Source organism: Paraburkholderia sp. EB58 (genome assembly GCF_050436665.1).
GTDB lineage: Bacteria > Pseudomonadota > Gammaproteobacteria > Burkholderiales > Burkholderiaceae > Paraburkholderia.
The window spans coordinates 154595-175323 of sequence record NZ_JBNDMQ010000010.1; the positions used below are offsets into that span (position 1 = coordinate 154595).

The window sequence follows — 20729 nt, forward strand, 5'->3', positions numbered from 1 at the left end:
TCGGAATCCCTGGCGGCAAGCCGGCGACGCGCTACCTGAATGAAGGCTTACGGGTTACGTGTTTTCTTCCACGCATCGTATGCCGCCTTGGTCGCTTCATTGGGCGGATATGTTCCGGGCAACGCCGCGCCTTCGCGAATACGCTCCGTCAGAAACTCTTCCAGTTGCTCCTGTTCGGCGGCTGCTTTGGCGACGTCGGCCGCCATCTCGCGCGGAATGACCACTACGCCGTCTGCATCGCCCACGATCACATCGCCCGGAAACACGGCCACGCCGCCGCAGCCGATCGGCACGTTGATATCGATCGCGTGATGGCGCAGCAAATTAGGCGGCGCGCTCGCGCCAGCGCAGAACACCGGCAGGCCGAGGGCAGCGATCGTGATGCTGTCGCGCACCGGACCGTCCGAGACCATGCCGGCGACGCCGCGCACCTTCAGGCGCTGCGTCAGGATCGAGCCGAACGACGCGCTATTGCGCTCGCCGCGGCAGTCTTGCACGAGCACGTGTCCGGCGGGAATCGTTTCGACGCATTTGCGCTGTGCGTACTCCGGATTCGCAAACAGTTCGAGGACATCGATGTCCTCGCGTGACGGGATATTGCGCAAGGTGAACGCAGGCCCCACCAGATTTTCGCCGGTCGGCGTAGCAAGCGGCGCGACACCCTGCATGAACGTGTTGCGCAGCCCGCGTTTGAATAACTGCGTGGTGAGCGTGGCCGTGCTGACATGACGGAGGGTTTCGAGTGTAGCGGGATCGAGTTCTTGCATCGTGAGACCAGGTGTTGTCGGGTTGAAAAGGAGAGACTACTTCAACGGATGATGGAGCGTGGGCTCGAGTCCGTGATTGTCATGACCATCGTGATTGTGGCGATTTTCGCGGCTCTCGGATAGCGGGTCGGCGGAGGCCGGGTGCTTGCGCCGGTAGCTTGCCGAGAGTACGCCCCTCGCTCTTGCGCAGCACGATCGGTGTGGCCTTCAGGCTGATGCTGGCACCCATGCAGAAAAACCATACCGCGAGGATCGGCAGCGTGCCGGTGATCAGAGCATTGGAGAAAGACCCCAGAAACTTGCCGGCGTGCGGCGCGAAGGTATGCACGCACGCACCGAGCAGCAGGGGGACGAGCATCAGCCCGCCGGGAATACGGTCGATCGCCTTCTTGATTTTCATGCCGGATGCTCCTCCACGGACGGTCTGCCCGATCGGTTTGTTGTCTTTGTCGCGCCCGGCCGCACTCCGTGCAGGTCACGGACGTCATGCCGCATGGCACCCCGGTCGATGCGCGCCACGGTCGTCGCCTCGATCGAAATTTAGCATTGACGAGTCGCGCTGCCCGGAAATTAGCGGCGCTTTGAAGTCATCGTTTACACCTAAGCGAGGCAGGCAAAAAATGGCATGACGTGGCAATTTTTGCGCAGTGCCGTTGTGCGGCAGGGCGTCCTGGATCGCTGTGTTTGGGCCTGCCCGGACGCGATGCCGTGGGCAGCGGCCGCCCTTATATCAGGTGCGGCGAAGCTTCACGGGCCGCATGGGCAGCAGCGGGTCGCGCGTGCAGGGGCACGGCACGCGTCGTGCTAATGGTGATGGGCTCATGGGGACCGTGGCCGGAATGCGCTGAACCAGCCTGCCGCCGGACGGCGCATACGCGATGGGCCAATGGGCCTGTTTCATGCATGTGACTTGCCGGTGCATGAGGATGCACTGTACGTCTCAGCGGCACAGCCATTCACCAGATGTTTTTGTTACAGAACGATTGCAACTCGTCGCGCGAAATCGAGTCGGACTTTGCGAACTGCTCATGGCGAACAAGCGGGGTCAACTGAACCGCAACGCCGGGCGCGATACAATGGCCGCTTGTTGGGCCTAACCTGCTTTTTAGCAACAACCAAAAAATGAACGGAGTGTTGAGACTCGATCAGGCAACGATCGTGCTCGTCGAAGATGACCTGCAAAGCAGGGAATCGTTGACGCTGTTGCTTGAATCGGAGGGCGCGCATGTCGTCGCAGTGGCGGATGCGGAAGAGGGCGTCGAAGCGGCGCTGCGGTTGTCACCCGATGCAGTGGTTTGCGATCTCGAACTGCCTTGTATGGACGGCTTTTATATGATCCAGCGGCTTCGCGATCACGAGATTCGTGGCGATCATGCGCCGGCGGTCGCGGTAGCGCTCACCGGCCACACCGATGACACCTACCGCTTACGCAGCATCGGCGAGGGCTTCCAGCATTTCATGACCAAGCCTGCCAGGCCGGATGAACTGGTCGAGCTGCTGCACGACGCGATTGACGCCCGGGCGGCCGGCTAAGCGCCGGCTGCATGGCGCAGTGAGGCGCCGCTGAAACGGGCGCTATGCGTCCACTCCCCCAGGAGCATTAAAAGCTGGGGCGGGTGCGGTGTTTTCTCTGACGGGCTCAGGCGGTGATCAGGCGCCGCTCGCGGTTGCCTTGGCTGCAGCACTGGCCTCAGCGGCCTGGCACGCGGAACACAAGCCCTTTAGCTCGATTCCCTCGCTAGCGAGACGATAGCCCGCATCTTCGATCTGTGCTACCAGCGCTTGCCGCAGCTTCGGCTGATGCAGTTCGGTCACGTTGCCGCACTGCTGGCACACCACGAGGATGCCATGCTGACATTGGGTCAGGTCGTGGCAGACGGTGAACGCGTTGATCGATTCGATCCGATGCACAAGCCCGGCCGAGAGCAGGAAGTCGAGCGCCCGGTAAACCGTGGGCGGGGCGGAGCCGGGGTGAATCTGCCGCATGTCGTCGAGCAGCGAATAGGCCTTGGTGGCGCGACCCGAGGTCAGCAGCAACTCCAGCACCTTGCGCCGGATCGGCGTGAGCTTCTCGCCGCGTTCCCGGCAATATTCCTCTGCCAGCACCAGCGCGGCTTCCGGTGAAGCGGCCTCGCGATGCCCATGATCATGCTCGTGATCGTGGACATGAGCAGGCGGATGGTCGTGCGTACTCACTTGAGTCGTGGCTGGGGCTGGGGCGGCTTTTTCGGCGGCCGTGGAAGGCTTTGCGTTCTTCATACGCAGATTATAAGGTCCATCGCGGTTCGGCGTGGCTGGGCGGTGGCGAGCGTGCAGGCGACAGCGCGTAGGCGACATGCGCGTGGGTGCCCGCATGGTGCCAGGTTCGCGATGGATGCCGCGCGGCGCGGCCCGTCAGTCGAATTCCACGGCAAACCCGCGCTGCACGCCGGGACGCGCGAACAGCGTTTCGTACCAGCGTCGCACATTCGGATAGGTGGCGAGGTCGACCTTATGGCGTTCGTGCCGCCATGCCCAACCGAGAATCGCGAAATCCGCCACCGACAGCTCGCCCGCGACGAACTCCACTTGCGCCAGCCGCCGGTCGAGCACGCCATACAGGCGGTGCGTTTCGTCCGAGAAGCGCTTCAGGCCGTAACGGCGGTCGACTTCCGCTTCGAGCGCGGCGAAGTGGTGTACCTGGCCTGGCATCGGTCCGAAACCGCCCATCTGCCACATGAGCCATTCGAGCACCGGCACGCGCTCGCGCAGACTGGCAGGCAGGAACTTGCCGGTCTTTTCGCCCAGATAGAGCAGGATCGCGCCCGATTCGAACACGCTGATGGGCGCTCCACCCGAACTACCCGAACCGCCCGCAGCATCGGGGCCGTCCGGATCGACGATGGCCGGAATCTTGTTGTTCGGGCTGATGCGCAGGAATTCGGGGTGGAACTGATCTCCCTTACCGATGTTGATCGGTACCACCGTGTACGGTAGTTCCATTTCTTCCAGGGCGACGGTGACCTTTCGGCCGTTCGGCGTGCCCCAGGCGTAGAGCGTAATTGTCATATCGTTCCAATCAGAGGTAGCCGTTCAGGTCAGCGGGAAATCGACGTACTTCTTGAAGCCCGTGCGAGTGGCGAGGCGCGAATACCAGCGTTCGAGATTCGGCAACGACGGACGCTCGATGCCTTCCAGCCCGAACCAGCGTTTCGCAAACGCGCCGATCACGATGTCGGCCAGCGTGCACTTCTCGCCCTCGAGGAAAAAGCGCCCTTGCAGATGCGTGTCGACGAGCTTCCACAGCACGGTCACGGCGGCGAGGTCGGTAACGAGCTTGGCGGCGTCGCGCTCGGCAACGGGCGTGCGCACGATGGTCCAGAACACCGGACGTTCGGCGGGTTGCAGTGTGGACAGCGACCAGTCCAGCCAGCGGTCGATGCTCGCGCGCTGCTTAGGCTCCGGCGGATAGAGCGGGCTCGACGAGCCGTATTGCATCACCAGATAGCGCAGGATCGAATTCGATTCCCACAGTACAAAATCGCCGTCGACCAGCGTCGGAACGCGGGCGTTGGGATTCATCGCCAGATATTCCGGCTCGTTGTTGCGGCCGAACTGCAGGCCCGCATCGATACGCTCGTACGGTAATACGAGTTCGTCGCAACACCATAAGACTTTCTGGACGTTGACCGAGTTGGCGCGTCCCCAGATCGTAATCATCCGGCAGATCCTTTTTTCTGACCTTCGTGGTTGGCAAGCCGCACGCGAGTGCGGCGTTCAGCCAACAACGATACACGATGCAGCCTGTCATTGCCTTCTCTCTGCCGAATGGCCGATGCCGGAAAGGCATGTGCGTTGCGTACAATGAGCGCACCCGAACATGACGAGGCATCGCATGGCCCGCATTGTCCCCGACGACTGGAAAAACCTCGCTGCCACCGGCGCCGCCGCGCGCGAACGTGAAACCCTGGCGCTGCTGGAAGGGGCCTTGTCCGACGATTACACCGTGTATCACGGAGTGCACTGGACGCGGCTCAACCAGGGCTTCTCGGTGTTCGGCGAAGCCGATTTCGTGATCGTCAGTCCCTCGGGGCGCGTGATGATCGTCGAACAGAAAACTGGCTTTTTGCGTGAGACCGCGAAGGGGCTCGTCAAGGTCTACCTGCAGACCGAGCGCAATGTGGCGATCGCGCTGGCGCGGACCATCGAAGGCATGCACCGGCGCTTCACCGCGGCCTTCGGCGCGGGCACCTATTTCATCGAGGAATTGCTGTACTGCCCGGATCATGCCGTCAAGGATGCGGCGATTGCCGGCGTGAACCCGGCGCGGATCGTCGATGCCACGCGCAAGGAGCGGCTCGCCGCGATCATCCGCGAGGCGTTGCCGGCCGATGAGCCGCGGCTTGCCTGCGCCGCGAAGATTCACCACTTTCTCGCCGACGAGCTCGCGCTGACGCCCGATGCCAGCGCCTTGGTCGGCCAGGCGGGCACGCTCGTCACACGGCTCGCCGGCGGTCTCGCAACGTGGGCGCGGCGGCTCGAGTTCACGCCATTTCGCTTGCGCGTCGCCGGCACAGCGGGCTCCGGCAAGACGCAACTGGCCGTGCAGGTGATGAAGGATGCAGTGGCGCGCGGCCAGCAGCCCTTGTACGTGTGTTTCAACCGGCCGCTCGCGGACCATATCGCGCGGGTGGCGCCGCCCGAAGCGAAAGTGGCGAACTATCACCAGCTGTGCGACTGGGTTGCCCGCGACGGCGGCCGCACGCCGGACTTCCAGTCCGCCGATATTTTCGACCAGCTCGAACGGATCTTCGCCGACACGCCGATCGACGCGCGCTGGCAATTCGACGTCTTGATCGTCGACGAAGGGCAGGACTTCCAGCAGCCCTGGGTTGGCACGCTCGAACGCCTGCTACGGCCGGGTGCAGCCTGGTGGTGGCTGGAAGACCCGCTGCAGAATCTTTATATGCGTGCGCCGGTCGATCTGCCCGGCTGGACGACGCTCAAGGAGACCACTAACTATCGGAGCCCGCGCGACATTCTCGACTTCGTGCGCAACGTGGTGGGCGCCGAGGTGCCGCTCGCCGCGGCGCTCTCGTCCGGCAGCCCGTTCGACGGTTCCGATCTGTCGCTCTCGACGTACGACGAGACGCACGCGGCCGAGGGCTGCATCGACGCCACCAAGCGCGCGATCACCCAGGCGCTCTCGCTAGGGTTTCGCAAGCAGGACATTGCGGTGTTGTCGTTTCGCGGGCGCGAAGGATCGGCGCTGAGTGCGCTCGATCAGCTCGGACCGCATCGCCTGCGCAGCTTCACTGGCAAGTACGATCTGTTCGGCAATCCGGAGTACCGCGAGGGCGACGTGCTGCTGGAGTCGATCTATCGCTTCAAGGGTCAATCGGCGCCCTGCGTGATCTTGACAGAGGTCGATTTCGACAGCTTCGACGAGCGCAGCGCCCGCAAGCTGTTCGTCGGCGCCACGCGCGCGACCATGAAGCTGATCGTGGTGGCCTCGCAGCGCGCGGCGCGTCATCTGCGGGTGGCGGACGGCAAGGCGTGAGCGGCGGCTGAACGTGAGCGGTGCCGAAGCGCTCAGCCGCGCTTATTGATGTGTCCCAGTTTGACGATATGATGCGTCCGGTTTGGCCGTTCAGCCCCGTTAGGGTAGGGATGGCGGAGAGCACGTCGGGATCGGGTCTGCGACGCCTCTGGATACCTGGGGGTTATCAGGAGGAAACGGGTCAGTCGCGGGCAAGCGGGTCATGGCGGAACAAGAAAACAGATGAAAATAAGGTCAGTCATATGGGCTACACCCGCAAAGGCGCGCGATGGATCTCGTGTCTCGCGATCGCGCTAGGAGCGATAGGGGCCGGGCTCGCGCATGCCGCCACGCTCTCGCTCGACGTGGGCGGCAAGGTTGCCGCAACCAACGACCCATCCCACACGGTTTATCACCTGACGGAAGCCCAGCTTCTTGCGCTGCCCGTTCACTCTATCACGACGTCGACCACCTGGACTGCCCGCTCGACCTTCACAGGTCCCTCGCTCGCGGATATCCTGAAGCTGGTCGGCGCCCATGGCAGCCAGATCGAGGTCCATACGCTCGACGACTACACGGAAACGATCCCGATATCGGACTGCGATCGCTACGGCGTGATCGTTGCGTATAGCATGAACGGCAAGCGTTTAAAGGTCAGCGACTTCGGACCGCTGTTTCTCATCTATCCGCGCGACGCGTTCCCGACGGAACTCTCGGGAGCGGCCGCGGACTCAAAATTTGTATGGCAAATCAAGGGCTTGATCGTCAAGTGATGCCGCACCGGCTGCGGCGCTGGCTACTGGTGGTCGTATGGGCCACGGCACTCGCCGCGCCGGTGGGGGCGATCGGCTACCTGATGTACGCCAACCTGCTCAACCCGCGCTCCACGCAATTGCTGACAGGCACGTACGACGGCTTCTATTGGGACGCCGCGCAACTGCAGATCGCCTACGCCCGCCTCGAAAACCAGTTGCTGCTGTATCGCAGCGGCACTGACGTCGATTACCCGCGACTGCAGTTGCGCTATGAAGTGCTGCAGTCGAAGCTGCACGTAATGGCCGGCTCGACGCGCATGCTGGTCGGTCAGCTCGCCTTGTTGCAGCGCCAGGAGAGCGAGATCCGCACGCTCGAGGAGACGCTGGACGAACTCGAGCCCAACCTCGAAGCGCTGCCGCAGGATGCTCACCAGGCCGACCTGATCGTTGCCACGCTGCGCGCGCACTGGCAGGAAGTCAACGATCTGGCCTTGACCCGGCGCTTTGCCGACGTAGCCGACCGCGAAGCGCTGAGCCGCGATTTCATCGACAAGCGGCGCATGCTGTTTGCCGCCGGGATCATGCTGGTGCTGCTCTCCGCGGCGGCCACGCTGCTGCTGGTGGTGAACGGCCGCCGCCGTAGCCGCCTGATCCGCCAGCAACGCGCCGCGCTCGAAGCCGAGCATCAGGCGACCCGCGCCGCGCGTGAGGCGAGCCTCGCGAAGGACGCCTTCCTCGGCATGATCAGCCACGAATTGCGCACGCCGCTGCATGCGATCGTGTCGTCGATCGAATTGCTCGGTTTTAACTTCCAGTCCGAAGCGGACCGCAAGGTGATCCAGCGGCTCGAAAGCGCGGCCCGGCATCTGGAAGCACAGATGCGCGATCTCACCGATTACGCGCGCCTCGGCGCCGGCAAGCTTGAATTGCGCTACGAGCAATTTGAGCCGCGCGAACTGCTGGCGTCGATCGTCGACGAGCACACGCCAGCCGCGCTGGCGCGAGGGCTGACGCTCGCCAGCGAAGCGAGCGGCCTGACCGGACCGGTGGACTCCGATCCGCACCGGATCCGCCAGATTGTCAGCAACCTGGTGACCAACGCGATCCGCTACACGGAGAAGGGTTCGGTTCGGGTGCGGCTGGTGCAGCGGCTAGCGGTGCTGACCATCGAGGTGAGCGATACCGGGCCGGGCGTGCCGCCCAAACAACTGCCGCTGATGTTCAAGGAGTTTACCCAGCTCGACGGCTCGCGCACCCGGCGTTTCGAAGGGGCGGGCATGGGCCTCGCGATCGTCCAGGGGCTCTTGAAGCTGTTCGGCGGCAGCGTCGCGGTGGAAAGCAAAGTGGGCGAAGGGACCACCTTTACTGTGACGATTCCGGTGGGGCCGGTCGAGCCAGCCAAGCGACCCGATGCGAAGGCGGCGAGCGCCCAGGAAGGCGGTCGCTCGCAGGTGCTGATCGTCGACGACAACGGCTTGATTCGCGAATCGCTGCTGGAAATGATCACGCACATGGGCTTTGAAGCGACCGCAGTCGCCAATGCCAAAGATGCCCTCGCATGGCTCGACGTACGGCGCTGCGATGTGCTGTTGCTGGACCTGCATATGCCGGATCAGGACGGCTACACCTTCTTCGCCGAATTCGCCGCGCGCAGCGGACCGTCCGCCGGCGCACCGGTGATCGCGATCAGCGCGTATGCACCGGAAGCGCCGCCGACCGACACGGCGCCGTTCTTCGACTACCTGGTAAAGCCCGTGCACTACGAGCAGTTGCGAGCAGCGTTGCAGCGGGCGCTGGCCGCGCGCAGTCTGGTTTGAGGTTGGCTTGCAGAGTTGACCGGGCGGTCGGTCGGCGTGGCTTGATTTGCCTGTAGTGCGTCCGGTGTTCTGGGTCCGCTCTATGCGGCCTGCTTCACGCGCGTTTCAAGCCCGGTTCAGACGTTTGGACAGATCGGCGACGAGAATCGCCATGCGCGCCGGCTTCTCGTAGCACGCCACGTTGTAATTGCGGATGATCTCGCTGATCTCCGACTCGCTGGCTTTGCCTGTCAGCAACTCACCGGTCAGCACGAACACCGGTGCCTCCGGGTTTTCCGACGCGCGCACGGCGCGAATGGCCGCCGCGGAAGTCTGATTGCCGAACAGCCAGTCGATCACGACGCCGTCGAACACCTGCGTCTGCAACTGCTCGACGAACGCGCCAAGACCGTAGATCGCCACCGAGGTGAAACCACTGCGGTCGAGATAGTCGCGCAGGTTGTCGGCGGAGGCCTGATCGTCGTCGACCACCGCGATCAGCGGTTTGTCGGCTTCCGAGCGGCGCGGATAGATTTCGATCTTGTGAACTTCGAATGCGCTTTGATACAGCGCGCCATCATGACGCGTGACGCGCCATTGTCCCATCTTCGAATAGGCAACGAATTCGGGGCGGCTGCCGGGTTCGAGCGCCGCGCCCACCCAGGCGGTGCAGGCGAGTTCGATGCCGCCGACTGCGAACACGGCTTCCTGAGCAATGGCGCCGACCATGCCGGGGTCGAGCGACTGCGCGCCGAACAGTTGCGCGGCCGGTTCGCCGAACACCTCGGCCACTTTCTTGATCTGCGATAGCGTCCAAGGGCTATTGCCACGCAGCTTGCGGTGCCCTTGAGAAAAACTCAGGTCGAGAATGCGGCAAAGCTCCGTGGTCTGTTGCCGCTTACCGATGCCGTGACGGCTCATCAACTCGCGCACGCGTTCCGCGACTGCGATGGAGTCAGGTGAGGTTGCTTCGTTGGCCATGCTGCGTGGAGGTCCGTCTTTTTAAATGGTATCGGGTGAAGGACGCGAAAAGACTTGATGGCGATGGGTGCATCGCCTTCTTTGCGAGCCGACCGGCCACGCATGGGAGAGCAAATGTACAGCAAAAAAACGTGGCGCTGCTGCTTTTGTGGGACTCCGCGTATCGGTCACGCCCGATGCATGTCGCGTATTTTACCGAGGAATGTGGACGCCACATGTAATGAAGTGTGATCGTATGTGGTTATTCGTGCGGTATAGAGCGGTAAGCGTGTGAATTTACCAGGTGCGGCCCGTGGCCACTTTGACGTTCGCTGTGCACCGCTACCAGCGATAGTCCAGACCGACCGTTCCTTCCAGGGTGCTCTCGTGGGCGCCCAATTCACCTTCGCAGTGCACGAACGCAAAGGCGCGCCTTGCAAACTCGACCCTTGTGCCCACGCTGATCTGTGCCGCATCCCTGGCCGGACCGCTGCCATGCACGGTGAAACTGCTGGCCGGTGCGCCCGCGAAGCTCGCGTCTATCGCGCGCGTGAGCGCCCCATAGGTATGGACCCACGCCGTCTCCATGTCCACATGCCATGCGTGCCCCGCCCAGTCGAACGCCTTGCGCCATTGAGCACCGAGCAGTGAACTCACCGAACTCGCCGAGGTGTCCGGCAGCGCCAGATCCACGGACCCGGCACCGGTTTCGGTCAGGCCGGACAGTTCGACATACTGGGCCTGCAGCCCGGCAAACGGCGCGATCATGCCGAGGGCGCGGCCAGGCAAATCGACGCCGGTGCGCAGCGACGCGAAGTACTGGTTGCCAGCCGTGTCGCCTTGCGCCGTGCGCGGCGTATCGGTGAACAGGATGCTGCGCTTCATTGTGTCGTCGTTGCGTGCGACGCCGACAGTCGTCTGGAGCCAGTACGGACCTGGTGCGTAGCTGCCATACAGCAGCGCCTGATAGCTGTCGAACTGACCGTGCACCGGCAGCGTATCGGTCGAGGTGTTGCCATGTATGTAGCCGATCGCCGCGCCGAGGGTCAAGGGCGGTGCGATCCGGTAATCGACGCCGGCGATCGCGCCGGCCAGGTCGATCTGCTGCGTGAGCCAGGTGTCGTAGCCGCCGATCCGCCCGGTGTTGCCGAGAATGGCGGCCCACGAGCAGACCCGCGTGTCGCCGCCCGCCGGCCGGCGCGCCTGCTGTCCGGCAGGGGCCTCGGGGCCGCTTTGAGCGTCGGCGCAGGAGAGGGTGCCGCGAGCGTCGGTCAGACGGGCGTCGATCGCGTTCATCTCGCTCTGCGCCGCGGCGAAGTGCCCATTCGGGAGCGCGGCGTAGGCTTCCGCGCTCAACTGGTCGAGTGCTGCGTAGGCCGAGGCGCCTTCGAGGTTGACCAGATCGACCGCGACCTTCAGGAAGTCGCCGCTTGGCGCTGCGTTGGACGCGACTCCCGCGACGCCGTGATCCAGCGCCTTTTCTACTGCGATCTGATTGGGTGTGCCGCCTGCATTCTGAAAACCTCTCTGGACCGCCAGCCACACGTTGTTCGCGTCATAGGTTAGCGAGGCGCTGACAAACGGGTTGAGGGTCGAGACGCCTGCGAACGTACCGATCACGCCGGCCGTCGCAGTCAGGATGAGGTAGGTATCGCTGGGGCTGAACGACGCGGCCCGAAGCTGAGCCAGCACGTTGCCGCCTTGCAGCGTTGCAGCGCCGGTGATGTCGATCAGGTCGTTGCCGCCCGGCGTTACCCCGACCGCATAGCGGCTGCCGGCGGCCTGGGTGTAACTGCCGAGCACGCTCAGCGTACCGGTCGAAAGCGGTGCGAGTGGCGAGATGCTGGGGCCGGCCGTGCCCGCGCCGGGCGCGATGGTGCCCTGAGTCACGAGCGCTCCCTTCACCGTACCTGTTCCCGCTAGCGTAGCGCCTGGCGTGACCGTGACCGTTGGGCTGGTCAGAGTGCCGTTTTGGTGCAGCGTGCCGGTTTCGATGAGGGTCGAGGTGCCGATGCTGGTCGTGCCGGTTAGCGTCCAGTCGTCGCCTTGCATGACCAGCGCGGGAAAGCCGTAGACCGCGCTCGACAGCTCGCCGCTGCCCTGCAGGACGAGCATGTTGCCGGTGCCGCCGCCGCCGTCCAGGGCGCCTGATACGACGCTGCCTGTGTCGAGGGTCAAGCTGTCGTTCGAACCGGTGAAGCGCACCGCGACGCCATTGCCGCTCAGGGTGCCTGCGTTGGTGAGTGAAACATTCGAACCCGCGGTGAGCGCGGCACCGTCGCTATTGGCAATCGAACCGCTATTGACGACGACGCTTGCGCCATCGAGCGACACGGCGCTGCCGGTTGATGCCTGAATCGCGCCGCCCGGTGCGACGTCGACATAGAGGCCGTTGCTGCCGGGGACCGATCTGATGCTGCCCAGCAATTGCCCGGCGACTACGAGGCCTCCCCCCGACATCTGCCATGCCTGATTCGAATTGTTCGCGCCGGTCATCGTCCAGACACTTGAGTCCGCCTTGAGCAAGGTGTCGAAGCCGCGGTATTGGGCGGCTGGACCGACTGCCGACAGATCAAAGCTGCCCGCATCCGTGCCGCCGAGAATTAGCGTGTTGGTGGTCGATGCGCTGTGCGAACCACCCTCCACAACGCCGTTGATGACCGACGTTCCGTTCAGCTGCAAGGTGCTGCCGTTCGGGCCGAACTGAATCGCCACGCCCCCGTTTCCGGTGATGGTTCCGCTATTGATGATCACGCCGCCAGTACTGCTCGAGCCGGCGGTCAGATTGATTGCCGGTCCGTTTGCTGAGGCGATGACACCGGCGTTCATAACGGTGGTGCCCGGCGCGGCGAGAATTGCGGATTCGGAACCGCCGATCCTGCCCGTTGAAAGATTGTTGACGGTGCCGCCATTGGGCAAGTGCACGCCGCTCTGAGTATCGGCGAGACCCAGGATGTCGCCCGCGATGGTACCTGCGTTGACGACGACGCTCGTTGACTTCGCGGCGTAGATACCATCGAGCTTGCCGGCAATCACAGCTCCGACCGAGTTGGTCACGCTGGCGCCGCCGAACAGGGCGAGCGCTGTCGTGACCGGGCTCAAGAAGGTCCCGTTGTTGACGACGGTGGCCGGGTCCCCGAACTCGAGTGCGAAATCACCGGCATAGATGGCGCCGTTGTTGGTGAGGGTCCATGTCGTGCCGTGTTCGCCTGAAATACCGCTGTTGCCTGAAGCGCGCGTATCAATGATTGCGCCGGTTACGACGGTATAGGGATTCCGGTTCGGGCTCAGGCTGTAGCCGGTTATGGAACTGCCCAGTTCAGTTGCCTGCGCCTGCGGCAGGGCTCTGAACAGCATGAACGCCGCGATGGAAAGTGGCCAGCAACGATGCAATACGGACTTGCTGTGAACGAGACTTTCGACACACCGGACTGAACGTAGTTGACGCGCGGTCATGAGCGATCTCGATAGCGGTATCAAGTCGCCCAACTTTAGTAGATGCTCTTCGCGAAGTGAAGAGACACGGCTGTGAATCGTGCATTGATGATAATTAATAAGTTATGCTATTGATTGTTTCGAATGCGGAAACATACTTCATCCATGCAGGGAAGCGTGTCGTGATCAACGCGTGAATGACGTGGCGCTATACGACCACACCAAGGACCACACCAAGGACCACACCAAGGACCGCATTCAATAATCCGCAATAATGAGGGGCGGCCTGGGTCGTCTGTTTCATTGACGCGCTGGCACGCTACCGTTCTATCCACCCCGATCTCATTCATGAAACACAAGACCATCCGCCATACCGGCGTGCCGTACTACTCGCAATGGGGCAGCCCCGAATGGGTGCAGCCGATCGTCGAAGACGACGCCGATCCATGCGACGACCCTGCATGGCAACGCAGTGGCTTCACGGAGCAGGAGCATTACCGTTTCTGGGCGCAACGTCTGTGCGGCCTGACGTGTCTCGAATCCGCGCTGGACTTCTGGGGCATCGAGCATGCGCCACGCGCCGCACTGCTCGACGAAGCGTTACGCCATGAGGTGTACCGGATGCGCGAAGACGGCGGCGTCGATGGTTTGATTTACAGGCCGTTCGCCAGTTGGGCCGGGGCGGCCTTCGGTCTGCAGGTGGAGGTGTTGCCCGAGGCAACACTGGAGGAGATCGCTGCGCGCATCGACAACGAGACGCTGGCGATCATTTCGGTGAGCCCGGAAATCCGCCGTCCTGACGAGCCGAACGCGCAGCGCGGCGGCCATCTGATCCTGCTGCATGGACGCGATCCAGACGGCGTCTGGTTTCACAACCCGTCCGGCATCGCGCCGTATCAGAGCGATGTCTACATGCCGTTCGCTACCGTCGCGCGCTTTTACGCCGGCCGCGGTTTGACGCTGACTCGACCCGCCAGCCGTCCGGCCGGCTAAGCGCCGCCGCTGCGGCCTGGACACGTTGCCGGGTCCGATTTCTGCTGAAGGGACAGATGAGCAGCGGGGAGTCCGCTGCTGATCAGCCTTCGATCGACCTGCCAACCCGGAGCCCGTATGAAACGATACCCCGCCCTGATTGCCGCCGGCCTGCTCACGCTGCTGACGGTCAGCGAAGCGCACGCGGCGACCCAAAACGAACAGGAAAAGGCCTGCCGCGGCGATGCGATGCATTTTTGCAGCGCGGAAATTCCGAACAAGGAGAAGATTACGGCGTGCATGAAGCAGCACGTGAGCGAACTGAGCCCGCCCTGCCAGGCGATGTTCAAGCAAGGTGGTCATTCCTCCGGCAATGCCGCGAGCTCGACCAAGAAGCAGGATTAGGCGCAATAGTTACGCTGAGGGTGCGCGGGCGCTCAGGACGCGGCGGTGCAGTATGGCGATACCCGCCGCGCTTGCCTGTCACTTCGGCGCGATATCGCGGCGCACGCGCATGATGTGCTGCTCGACGTAGAACGCCGCCGCGTCCGCATCGCCGCCGACAATCGCTTCGTAGATCAACCGGTGTTCGGACACGTAAAGACGAATCCGGCCTGCATCGTAAATGCCGTCGTCCTTGAGCCGCTTCCAGAGCGGCTGGTCCATAGTGTTCGCGACTTCGTCGGCGATTTTCACCAGCAACGCGTCGCCGGTCATGACCGCCAACTGGCGGTGAAACAGCCGATCGCTGTTGTTCCACATGACGCGCTGATGCGGATCGGCGATGTCGACGATCGAATCCATCTGAGCGAGATAGTGCTCGGCCAGTTCGTCCCGCTGGCCGTGCGCCGCCGCGCGCCGGGCGATGGCCGGTTCGAGGATCAGCCGCACGTCGAGCGTCGAGGTAGGGCTGAAGTCCGGATCGGCCAGCGACGCGGGTTCCTGCGGCGCCGCCGCGAGGCGCTGCAATGCATCCGCGCAGACGTAGGTGCCCGAATTGCGGCGCGTGATCACTAGTCCTTCGTTCTGCAACGCGCCGATCGCCTCGCGCACCGCCGGGCGTCCCACGCCGAAATGCGCGGCCAGTTCACGCTCCGACGGCAGCCGCGAATCCGCTGCGAACTGCCCGTTACGGATCTCGGCGCGAATGCGCTCGGAGACCTGCTCGTAGATCTGCTTCGGGCGGAAGGTGCTTTCCATAGCGAGGGCGAGGCTGACCATACACACCTGTTTGTCAGAGGCTACTGATCCAGATTCGAACCAGCTTGCCTGAACAATTTTGAAATTGGTTGATGTAAAACCAAAGGTGGTCTACATTTTGATCCAGTATAGAACAGGATGGAGACAACCGAATGGTGTGCAGCAAGGTATTTTCGGCGCTCGCGCCGCAAGCGGGAAACGGTTGCCACGCGCTATGAAATTGAATCGCGTCATGAGCACGGTGGAAGTGCATACCGGCGGCGAGCCGTTCCGGATCGTCACGAGCGGGCTGCCGAGGTTTCCCGGCAAGACCATTGTCGAGCGGCGTACGTGGCTCAAGGAGCATCAGGACCACCTGCGCCGCGCGCTGATGTTCGAGCCGCGCGGCCATGCGGATATGTACGGCGGCTACCTGACCGAACCGGTCAGCGAAGGCGCCGACTTCGGCATCATCTTCGTCCACAACGAGGGCTACAGCGATCACTGCGGCCATGGCGTAATCGCGCTCGCGACCGCCGCGGTGGCGCTCGGCTGGGTCGAGCGCACCGAGCCGGAGACACGCGTGGGCATCGATGCGCCGTGCGGCTTTATCGAAGCCTTCGTCAAATGGGACGGCGATCACGCGGGCAGCGTGCGCTTTGTCAACGTGCCTTCGTTCATCTGGCAGCGCGATGTCACGGTGACCACGCCGAGCTTCGGCGAGGTGAAGGGGGATATCGCCTTCGGCGGCGCGTTTTATTTCTACACGTCCGGCAAGCCGTTCGATCTGAACGTGCGCGAAGCGGAAGTGGACCGCCTGATCCAGTTCGGCGCCGAAGTGAAACGCGCGGCCAACGAAGCGTTCAAGGTGGTTCACCCGCACATCCCCGAAATCAACCATATTTACGGCACGATCATCGACAACGCGCCGCGTCACGCAGGCTCGACGCAGGCCAATTGCTGCGTATTCGCCGACCGCGAGGTGGACCGTTCGCCCACCGGCTCGGGTACCGCTGGGCGCGTCGCGCAACTCTATCTGCGCGGCGAGTTGAGGCGCGACGAGACGCTTGTCAACGAATCGGTGATCGGCACGATTTTCCGCGGCCGGGTGCTGTCCGAAACGAAGCTCGAACGCTTCGACGCGGTGATTCCGGAAATCGAGGGCGATGCGCATATCTGCGGCTTCGCAAACTGGATCGTCGACGAGCGCGATCCGCTAACGTATGGTTTTCTCGTGCGCTAAGCCGCGCATGTTGATGGAGACACTCCCTTTATGACTCACCCGGCCACACAGATCCTCGACACCGCTGCCACCGCGCGGCTCACGCCCTATGCGGAACTCGTGGAGGCGCTGAAAACCGCCTCCATCGATTACGCCCAGCAACGTATCGTCAGCCCTGAGCGGCTCGTCGTGCCGCTCAACGAGGGCGGCATCATGCTGTCGATGCCGGCCACCGCGCCCGATCTCGGCATCCACAAACTGGTCAACGTCTGTCCGGCCAACGGCCCGCGCGGCCTGCCGACCATCCACGGTCAGGTGATGGGGTTCGACGCGGACACCGGCGAGACACTGTTCATCCTCGATGGCCCCACCGTCACCGGCCGGCGAACCGCTGCGATGTCGATGCTCGGCGTGCAAACCTTCAAAGGCGGCGCGTCCGGCCGTTCGGCGCCGCGCGAGTTTCTGCTTATCGGCACCGGTACGCAGTCCGCAAACCACGTTGAGGCGATTGGCGAACTGTTCCCCGATGCCCTCGTGCACGTAAAGGGCAGTGCGCCGGCGAAGGCCGAGGCGTTTTGTACCGCGCATCGCGACAAGGCGCGCAATCTGCGGCCGTTCGCGGGCGCGGAGGTGCCGGATTCCGTCGATGTCGTGATTGCCCTCACGACCAGCAAACAGGCGGTCTACGACGAAGCGCCGCGCGCGGAGCGGCTGGTGATCGGCGTCGGGGCGTTCACGCCGGCGATGCTGGAACTCGGCGCGCGCACCGTGCACGGCAGCGCGCTCTACGTCGACGATCTGGCCGGCGCGAAACACGAAGCCGGCGACTTCATCCAGGCGGGGGTGGATTGGGCGAGCGTCACCGGCATTGCTGCGCTGGTGGGCGGTACGGTGCCGCTGCCCGCGGCCAGCACGCCCGTGCTATTCAAGAGCGTCGGTTGTGCGGCGTGGGATCTGGGTGCATGCCGGGTGGCCCGCGCAGCTTTGCAGCACGCATAAAGCTGTAGTTTTTCTACACCGCCGGCCGCACGCGACGTGCAAACAATCCGAAAACGTTGCACCATAGGCGTTTGCCAGAAAATGCCGGCCTCCGGCATTTTTGCCCTTTCACGTTGCCTTTAGCGACGCCTTTCACGACGGTGACATCGCGCTATGATTACCCAACACGCTTCTGCCACCCCAGAGCTGCCGCTCGACATGATCATCTTCGGCGGCACCGGCGACCTCTCGTTCCGCAAGCTGCTGCCCGCGCTATACATGGCGCATCTGCACTGCAATCTGCCGCCGGAGACCCGTATTCTCACGATTGGCCGCAAGCCGTGGTCGCGTGAGGAATACATCAGCGAATTCATGGAATTGAAGGCGAAGCCCTTCATCGAAAAGAAAGCGTTCGATGCCGCCGCATGGGACAAATTTCTCGCGTTGTTCGAGTACGTGCGCATGGACGTCGACTCGGCGGAGGACTACCAGCGTCTGAAGGAAGTGTCGCGGCCCGACGCGCGGCGCGTGTTCTATCTCGCCACCTCACCCGATCTGTTCACGAACATTTGCGACAACCTCTCGGCCGCGGGCCTGATCGACGAGCATGCGCGCGTGGTGCTGGAAAAGCCGCTGGGTCACGATCTGGCATCGGCGCAGGAGATCAACACCGATGTCGGGCGGCATTTCAGCGAAGCGCAGATCTACCGGATCGACCATTACCTCGGCAAGGAAACGGTGCAGAACCTGATGGTGCTGCGCTTCGGCAACGCGATTTTCGGCCCGCTGTGGCAGGCGCCGTATATCAAGAGCGTGCAGATCACGGTGGCGGAGACCGTCGGCGTAGGTACCCGCGCGGGCTTCTACGATAAGACCGGCGCGTTGCGCGACATGGTGCAGAACCACTTGCTGCAGTTGCTGTGCATCGTCGCCATGGAACCGCCCGTGTCGCTCGACCCGGATGCGGTACGCGACGAAAAACTCAAGGTGCTGCGCTCGCTGCGTCCGATGACGCCCGACGATATCGCGCGCGACACCGTGCGTGGCCAGTACACCGCAGGCGCAGTGGACGGAGAGGCGGTCAAGGGCTACCTCGAAGAAGACAACGTGCCGGCCAAAAGCGGTGCGGAAACTTTTGTTGCGTTGCGTGCGCAGATCAACAACTGGCGCTGGGCCAACGTGCCGTTTTATCTGCGTACCGGCAAGCGCATGCAGAAGAAGGTGTCGGAAATCGTCATCGAATTCTCCGAAATGCCGTTCTCGATCATTCCGAGCGGCCCGCACCACTATGGCAATCGCCTCGTGATCCAGTTGCAGCCGGAAGAATCGATCCAGTTGCAGATGATGGCCAAGGAACCGGGCAGTGGCATGCACATGCTGCCTGTGAACCTCAACCTCGATCTGCAGGAGGCGTTCACCGAGCGCCGTGCAGAGGCCTACGAGCGCCTGTTGATTGATGTGGTTCGCGGACGTCTGACACACTTCATGCGCCGCGACGAACTGGAAGCGGCATGGGCGTGGGCGGAGCCGATTCTGGACGGCTGGAAGAAGTCGGGCGAGCGGCCGCGCGGCTATTCCGCCGGCACTTTCGGCCCGGCAGCGTCTACGGCCTTGATGGCGCGGGAAAATGCCGTGTGGGCGGAAGAATCGCAGTACGGGGATTAGCCCTTTAACGCTTTGCGTTGCAAAGGCGGCCGCTCGATCGGGCCGCCTTTGTTGTTATGGGCATCATGGTTAAGATTCCTTAATAGACGTCCACGCGCCCGGGAAACGTTTCGTCGAACACGGCAGCATCCTCAGCCGGCACGGCGCCGCGCTGCTCGCGGAACATTACCGGCGGCACGCCGAACTGCTTGCGGAATTCGCGCCCCAGGTGCGAGGCGTCCGAGAAGCCACAGCTCGACGCGATATCGGCCACGGTGCGGTCCGAACTGGTCAGCAGCCACGCGGCGGTCCGCAGGCGTACCTGCTTGGCGAAGGCCTGTGGGCTCTTGCCGGTTTCCGCCTTGAAGAGCCGCTCCAGTTGCCGCGGCGACATATCGAGCTTGCAGGCCAGTTCTTCGAGCGGCAACGAGCGCCCCACATGCTGTTCCATCAGCAGAATTGCCCGCTTGACCTTGGGATGCGTGGCGGGCTCCAAACCCGGCGGATGCGGCTGCGGCGCGTTGCCTTTCTGCATCTCGCCGACCAGCAGGATGCGCAGCGCCTTTTGCACCGTCGCGTGCTCGAAGTGTCTGAGCAGAATCGCGGCGGCGACATCAATGGACGCTCGCCCGCCGGAGCAGGTGATGCGCCGCCGGTCGATCACGAACAGGCGGTCGGCAATCAGCGCGTCCGAATTCACCGATGGAAAGCGCTCGACAAAGTCCCAGTAGTGAAACCAGCTCACGCAGATGCGGTGCTCGTCCAGCACGCCGGCGCGCATCAGCGCAAACACGCCCGTGCAGATGCCGACCAGCGTGGTATTGCCGCGAGCGGACCGGCGGATGAACTGCAGCGTCTCGTCATTCGCCTGCGGGCCGGAGTGCAACAGACCGCCCACCACCACCACGTAATCGAACGGCTCGGCGTTCTCGAAGGTCTCCCAAGGGGTGATCTGAATGCCGCAACTGGCCCGCACGGGTGCCAGAGTGTCGCCGATCACGCTCCACGAGCAGCGCACCGGCTTGCTGTAGTCGCCTTCGTCGGCGGACAGCCGCAGCATGTCGACGAAGCCGGAGAACGCGGTCAGCGTGAAATTCGGCAGCAGGACGATGCCGAAACGGATGCGTTCTTTGGGGACGCCGTCGATGGAAGTCAGCGGTAGCGATTCTGCGGTTTTCATGGTGCAACTGCGCCAGGGTGCGTCATAGGGGCAAATGGGAGTCAAAGGGGCCGAACGGGACCAACCGGGGCCGAACGGGGCCGAACGGGACCAACCCGGCGGGACGCGCGCGGGCGCATGCGCGCGATGACCCTAGCGTCGCCGATCCGCGCCGCCCCGACTTGCGCTTTTCCGCCATCAACCATCGCAGAAACGAACCGCCGCCGTGCCTTGCGCCGCGGTGGCGTCGCCGTCCCAGGTCGATGGCGTTTTTGTTCTATCTGACAATTTTACGCTTTGGTGTACTTGCGTCATGCAGAAAAGCACGTGGAATTCTCCGGAGC

18 protein-coding genes are annotated in these 20729 nt (G+C 63.3%); 9 read left to right on the forward strand and 9 right to left on the reverse strand.

The genetic code is table 11. The features are described from left to right. Positions 1–47 precede the first annotated feature (47 nt). Positions 48–767 carry a ribonuclease activity regulator RraA gene (locus P3T40_RS17140; RefSeq protein ID WP_429268913.1) on the reverse strand — a complete coding sequence of 240 codons (720 nt, stop codon included), beginning with the start codon at positions 765–767 and terminating at the stop codon, positions 48–50. A gap of 79 nt (positions 768–846) precedes the next feature. Further along, positions 847–1167, reverse strand: a complete 321-nt coding sequence (locus tag P3T40_RS17145) for a 2-keto-3-deoxygluconate permease (protein WP_429268914.1) — start codon at positions 1165–1167, stop codon at positions 847–849. Positions 1168–1889: 722 nt separating this feature from the next. Between P3T40_RS17145 and P3T40_RS17150 the strand changes: the two genes are divergently transcribed. After that, a complete protein-coding gene (locus P3T40_RS17150) occupies positions 1890–2300 on the forward strand; it encodes a response regulator (RefSeq protein ID WP_429268915.1) in 411 nt (136 codons plus the stop codon). Between the two features lie 117 nt (positions 2301–2417). On the opposite strand, the gene P3T40_RS17155 is transcribed toward P3T40_RS17150, so the two are convergent. From P3T40_RS17155 to P3T40_RS17165, 3 genes are all read right to left on the reverse strand, one after another. Beyond that, positions 2418–3026: a transcriptional repressor gene (locus P3T40_RS17155; RefSeq protein ID WP_429268916.1), complete on the reverse strand. Its 609-nt coding sequence runs from the start codon at positions 3024–3026 to the stop codon at positions 2418–2420. Between the two features lie 135 nt (positions 3027–3161). Beyond that, positions 3162–3815 carry a glutathione S-transferase N-terminal domain-containing protein gene (locus P3T40_RS17160; RefSeq protein ID WP_429268917.1) on the reverse strand — a complete coding sequence of 218 codons (654 nt, stop codon included), beginning with the start codon at positions 3813–3815 and terminating at the stop codon, positions 3162–3164. Positions 3816–3839: 24 nt separating this feature from the next. After that, complete coding sequence (locus P3T40_RS17165) at positions 3840–4466, reverse strand: glutathione S-transferase family protein (protein ID WP_429268918.1); 627 nt, start codon at positions 4464–4466, stop codon at positions 3840–3842. 175 nt (positions 4467–4641) lie between these two features. On the opposite strand from P3T40_RS17165, the gene P3T40_RS17170 reads away from it, so the two are divergent. The 3 genes from P3T40_RS17170 (at position 4642) to P3T40_RS17180 (ending at position 8857) form a co-directional block, all read left to right on the forward strand. Then, positions 4642–6306: an ATP-binding domain-containing protein gene (locus P3T40_RS17170; protein WP_429268919.1), complete on the forward strand. Its 1665-nt coding sequence runs from the start codon at positions 4642–4644 to the stop codon at positions 6304–6306. A gap of 242 nt (positions 6307–6548) precedes the next feature. After that, on the forward strand, positions 6549–7058 hold the full coding sequence (locus P3T40_RS17175) for a molybdopterin-dependent oxidoreductase (RefSeq protein WP_429268920.1): 510 nt from the start codon (positions 6549–6551) through the stop codon (positions 7056–7058). Beyond that, a complete protein-coding gene (locus P3T40_RS17180; protein WP_429268921.1) occupies positions 7028–8857 on the forward strand; it encodes an ATP-binding response regulator in 1830 nt (609 codons plus the stop codon). Before P3T40_RS17175 ends, P3T40_RS17180 begins: the two co-directional genes overlap by 31 nt. A 105-nt stretch (positions 8858–8962) precedes the next feature. Here the strand turns inward: P3T40_RS17180 and P3T40_RS17185 are convergent, their stop codons facing one another. Beyond that, a complete protein-coding gene (locus tag P3T40_RS17185; RefSeq protein WP_429268922.1) occupies positions 8963–9817 on the reverse strand; it encodes a helix-turn-helix domain-containing protein in 855 nt (284 codons plus the stop codon). A 321-nt stretch (positions 9818–10138) separates the two neighbouring features. Continuing rightward, the gene (locus P3T40_RS17190) at positions 10139–13153 is read right to left on the reverse strand and encodes an autotransporter outer membrane beta-barrel domain-containing protein (RefSeq protein ID WP_429268923.1); all 3015 of its coding nucleotides are present in this window, start codon (positions 13151–13153) and stop codon (positions 10139–10141) included. A 426-nt stretch (positions 13154–13579) separates the two neighbouring features. Between P3T40_RS17190 and P3T40_RS17195 the strand changes: the two genes are divergently transcribed. Next, a complete protein-coding gene (locus P3T40_RS17195) occupies positions 13580–14224 on the forward strand; it encodes a C39 family peptidase (protein WP_429268924.1) in 645 nt (214 codons plus the stop codon). Positions 14225–14341: 117 nt separating this feature from the next. After that, positions 14342–14608, forward strand: coding sequence for a hypothetical protein (locus tag P3T40_RS17200; RefSeq protein WP_429268925.1), 267 nt, complete (start codon positions 14342–14344; stop codon positions 14606–14608). Between the two features lie 78 nt (positions 14609–14686). On the opposite strand, the gene P3T40_RS17205 is transcribed toward P3T40_RS17200, so the two are convergent. Further along, positions 14687–15424, reverse strand: coding sequence for a FadR/GntR family transcriptional regulator (locus P3T40_RS17205; protein ID WP_429268926.1), 738 nt, complete (start codon positions 15422–15424; stop codon positions 14687–14689). A gap of 193 nt (positions 15425–15617) precedes the next feature. On the opposite strand from P3T40_RS17205, the gene lhpH reads away from it, so the two are divergent. The 3 genes from lhpH (at position 15618) to zwf (ending at position 19247) form a co-directional block, all read left to right on the forward strand. Then, positions 15618–16625, forward strand: a complete 1008-nt coding sequence (gene lhpH / locus P3T40_RS17210; RefSeq protein ID WP_429268927.1) for a trans-3-hydroxy-L-proline dehydratase — start codon at positions 15618–15620, stop codon at positions 16623–16625. 30 nt (positions 16626–16655) lie between these two features. Further along, the gene (gene lhpI / locus P3T40_RS17215; protein ID WP_429268928.1) at positions 16656–17603 is read left to right on the forward strand and encodes a bifunctional Delta(1)-pyrroline-2-carboxylate/Delta(1)-piperideine-2-carboxylate reductase; all 948 of its coding nucleotides are present in this window, start codon (positions 16656–16658) and stop codon (positions 17601–17603) included. Positions 17604–17756: 153 nt separating this feature from the next. Further along, on the forward strand, positions 17757–19247 hold the full coding sequence (gene zwf, locus P3T40_RS17220) for a glucose-6-phosphate dehydrogenase (RefSeq protein ID WP_429268929.1): 1491 nt from the start codon (positions 17757–17759) through the stop codon (positions 19245–19247). A 79-nt stretch (positions 19248–19326) separates the two neighbouring features. Here zwf and P3T40_RS17225 read toward each other — a convergent pair whose 3' ends face one another. Then, positions 19327–20406, reverse strand: a complete 1080-nt coding sequence (locus P3T40_RS17225; protein ID WP_429268930.1) for a GlxA family transcriptional regulator — start codon at positions 20404–20406, stop codon at positions 19327–19329. Positions 20407–20729: the final 323 nt, after the last annotated feature.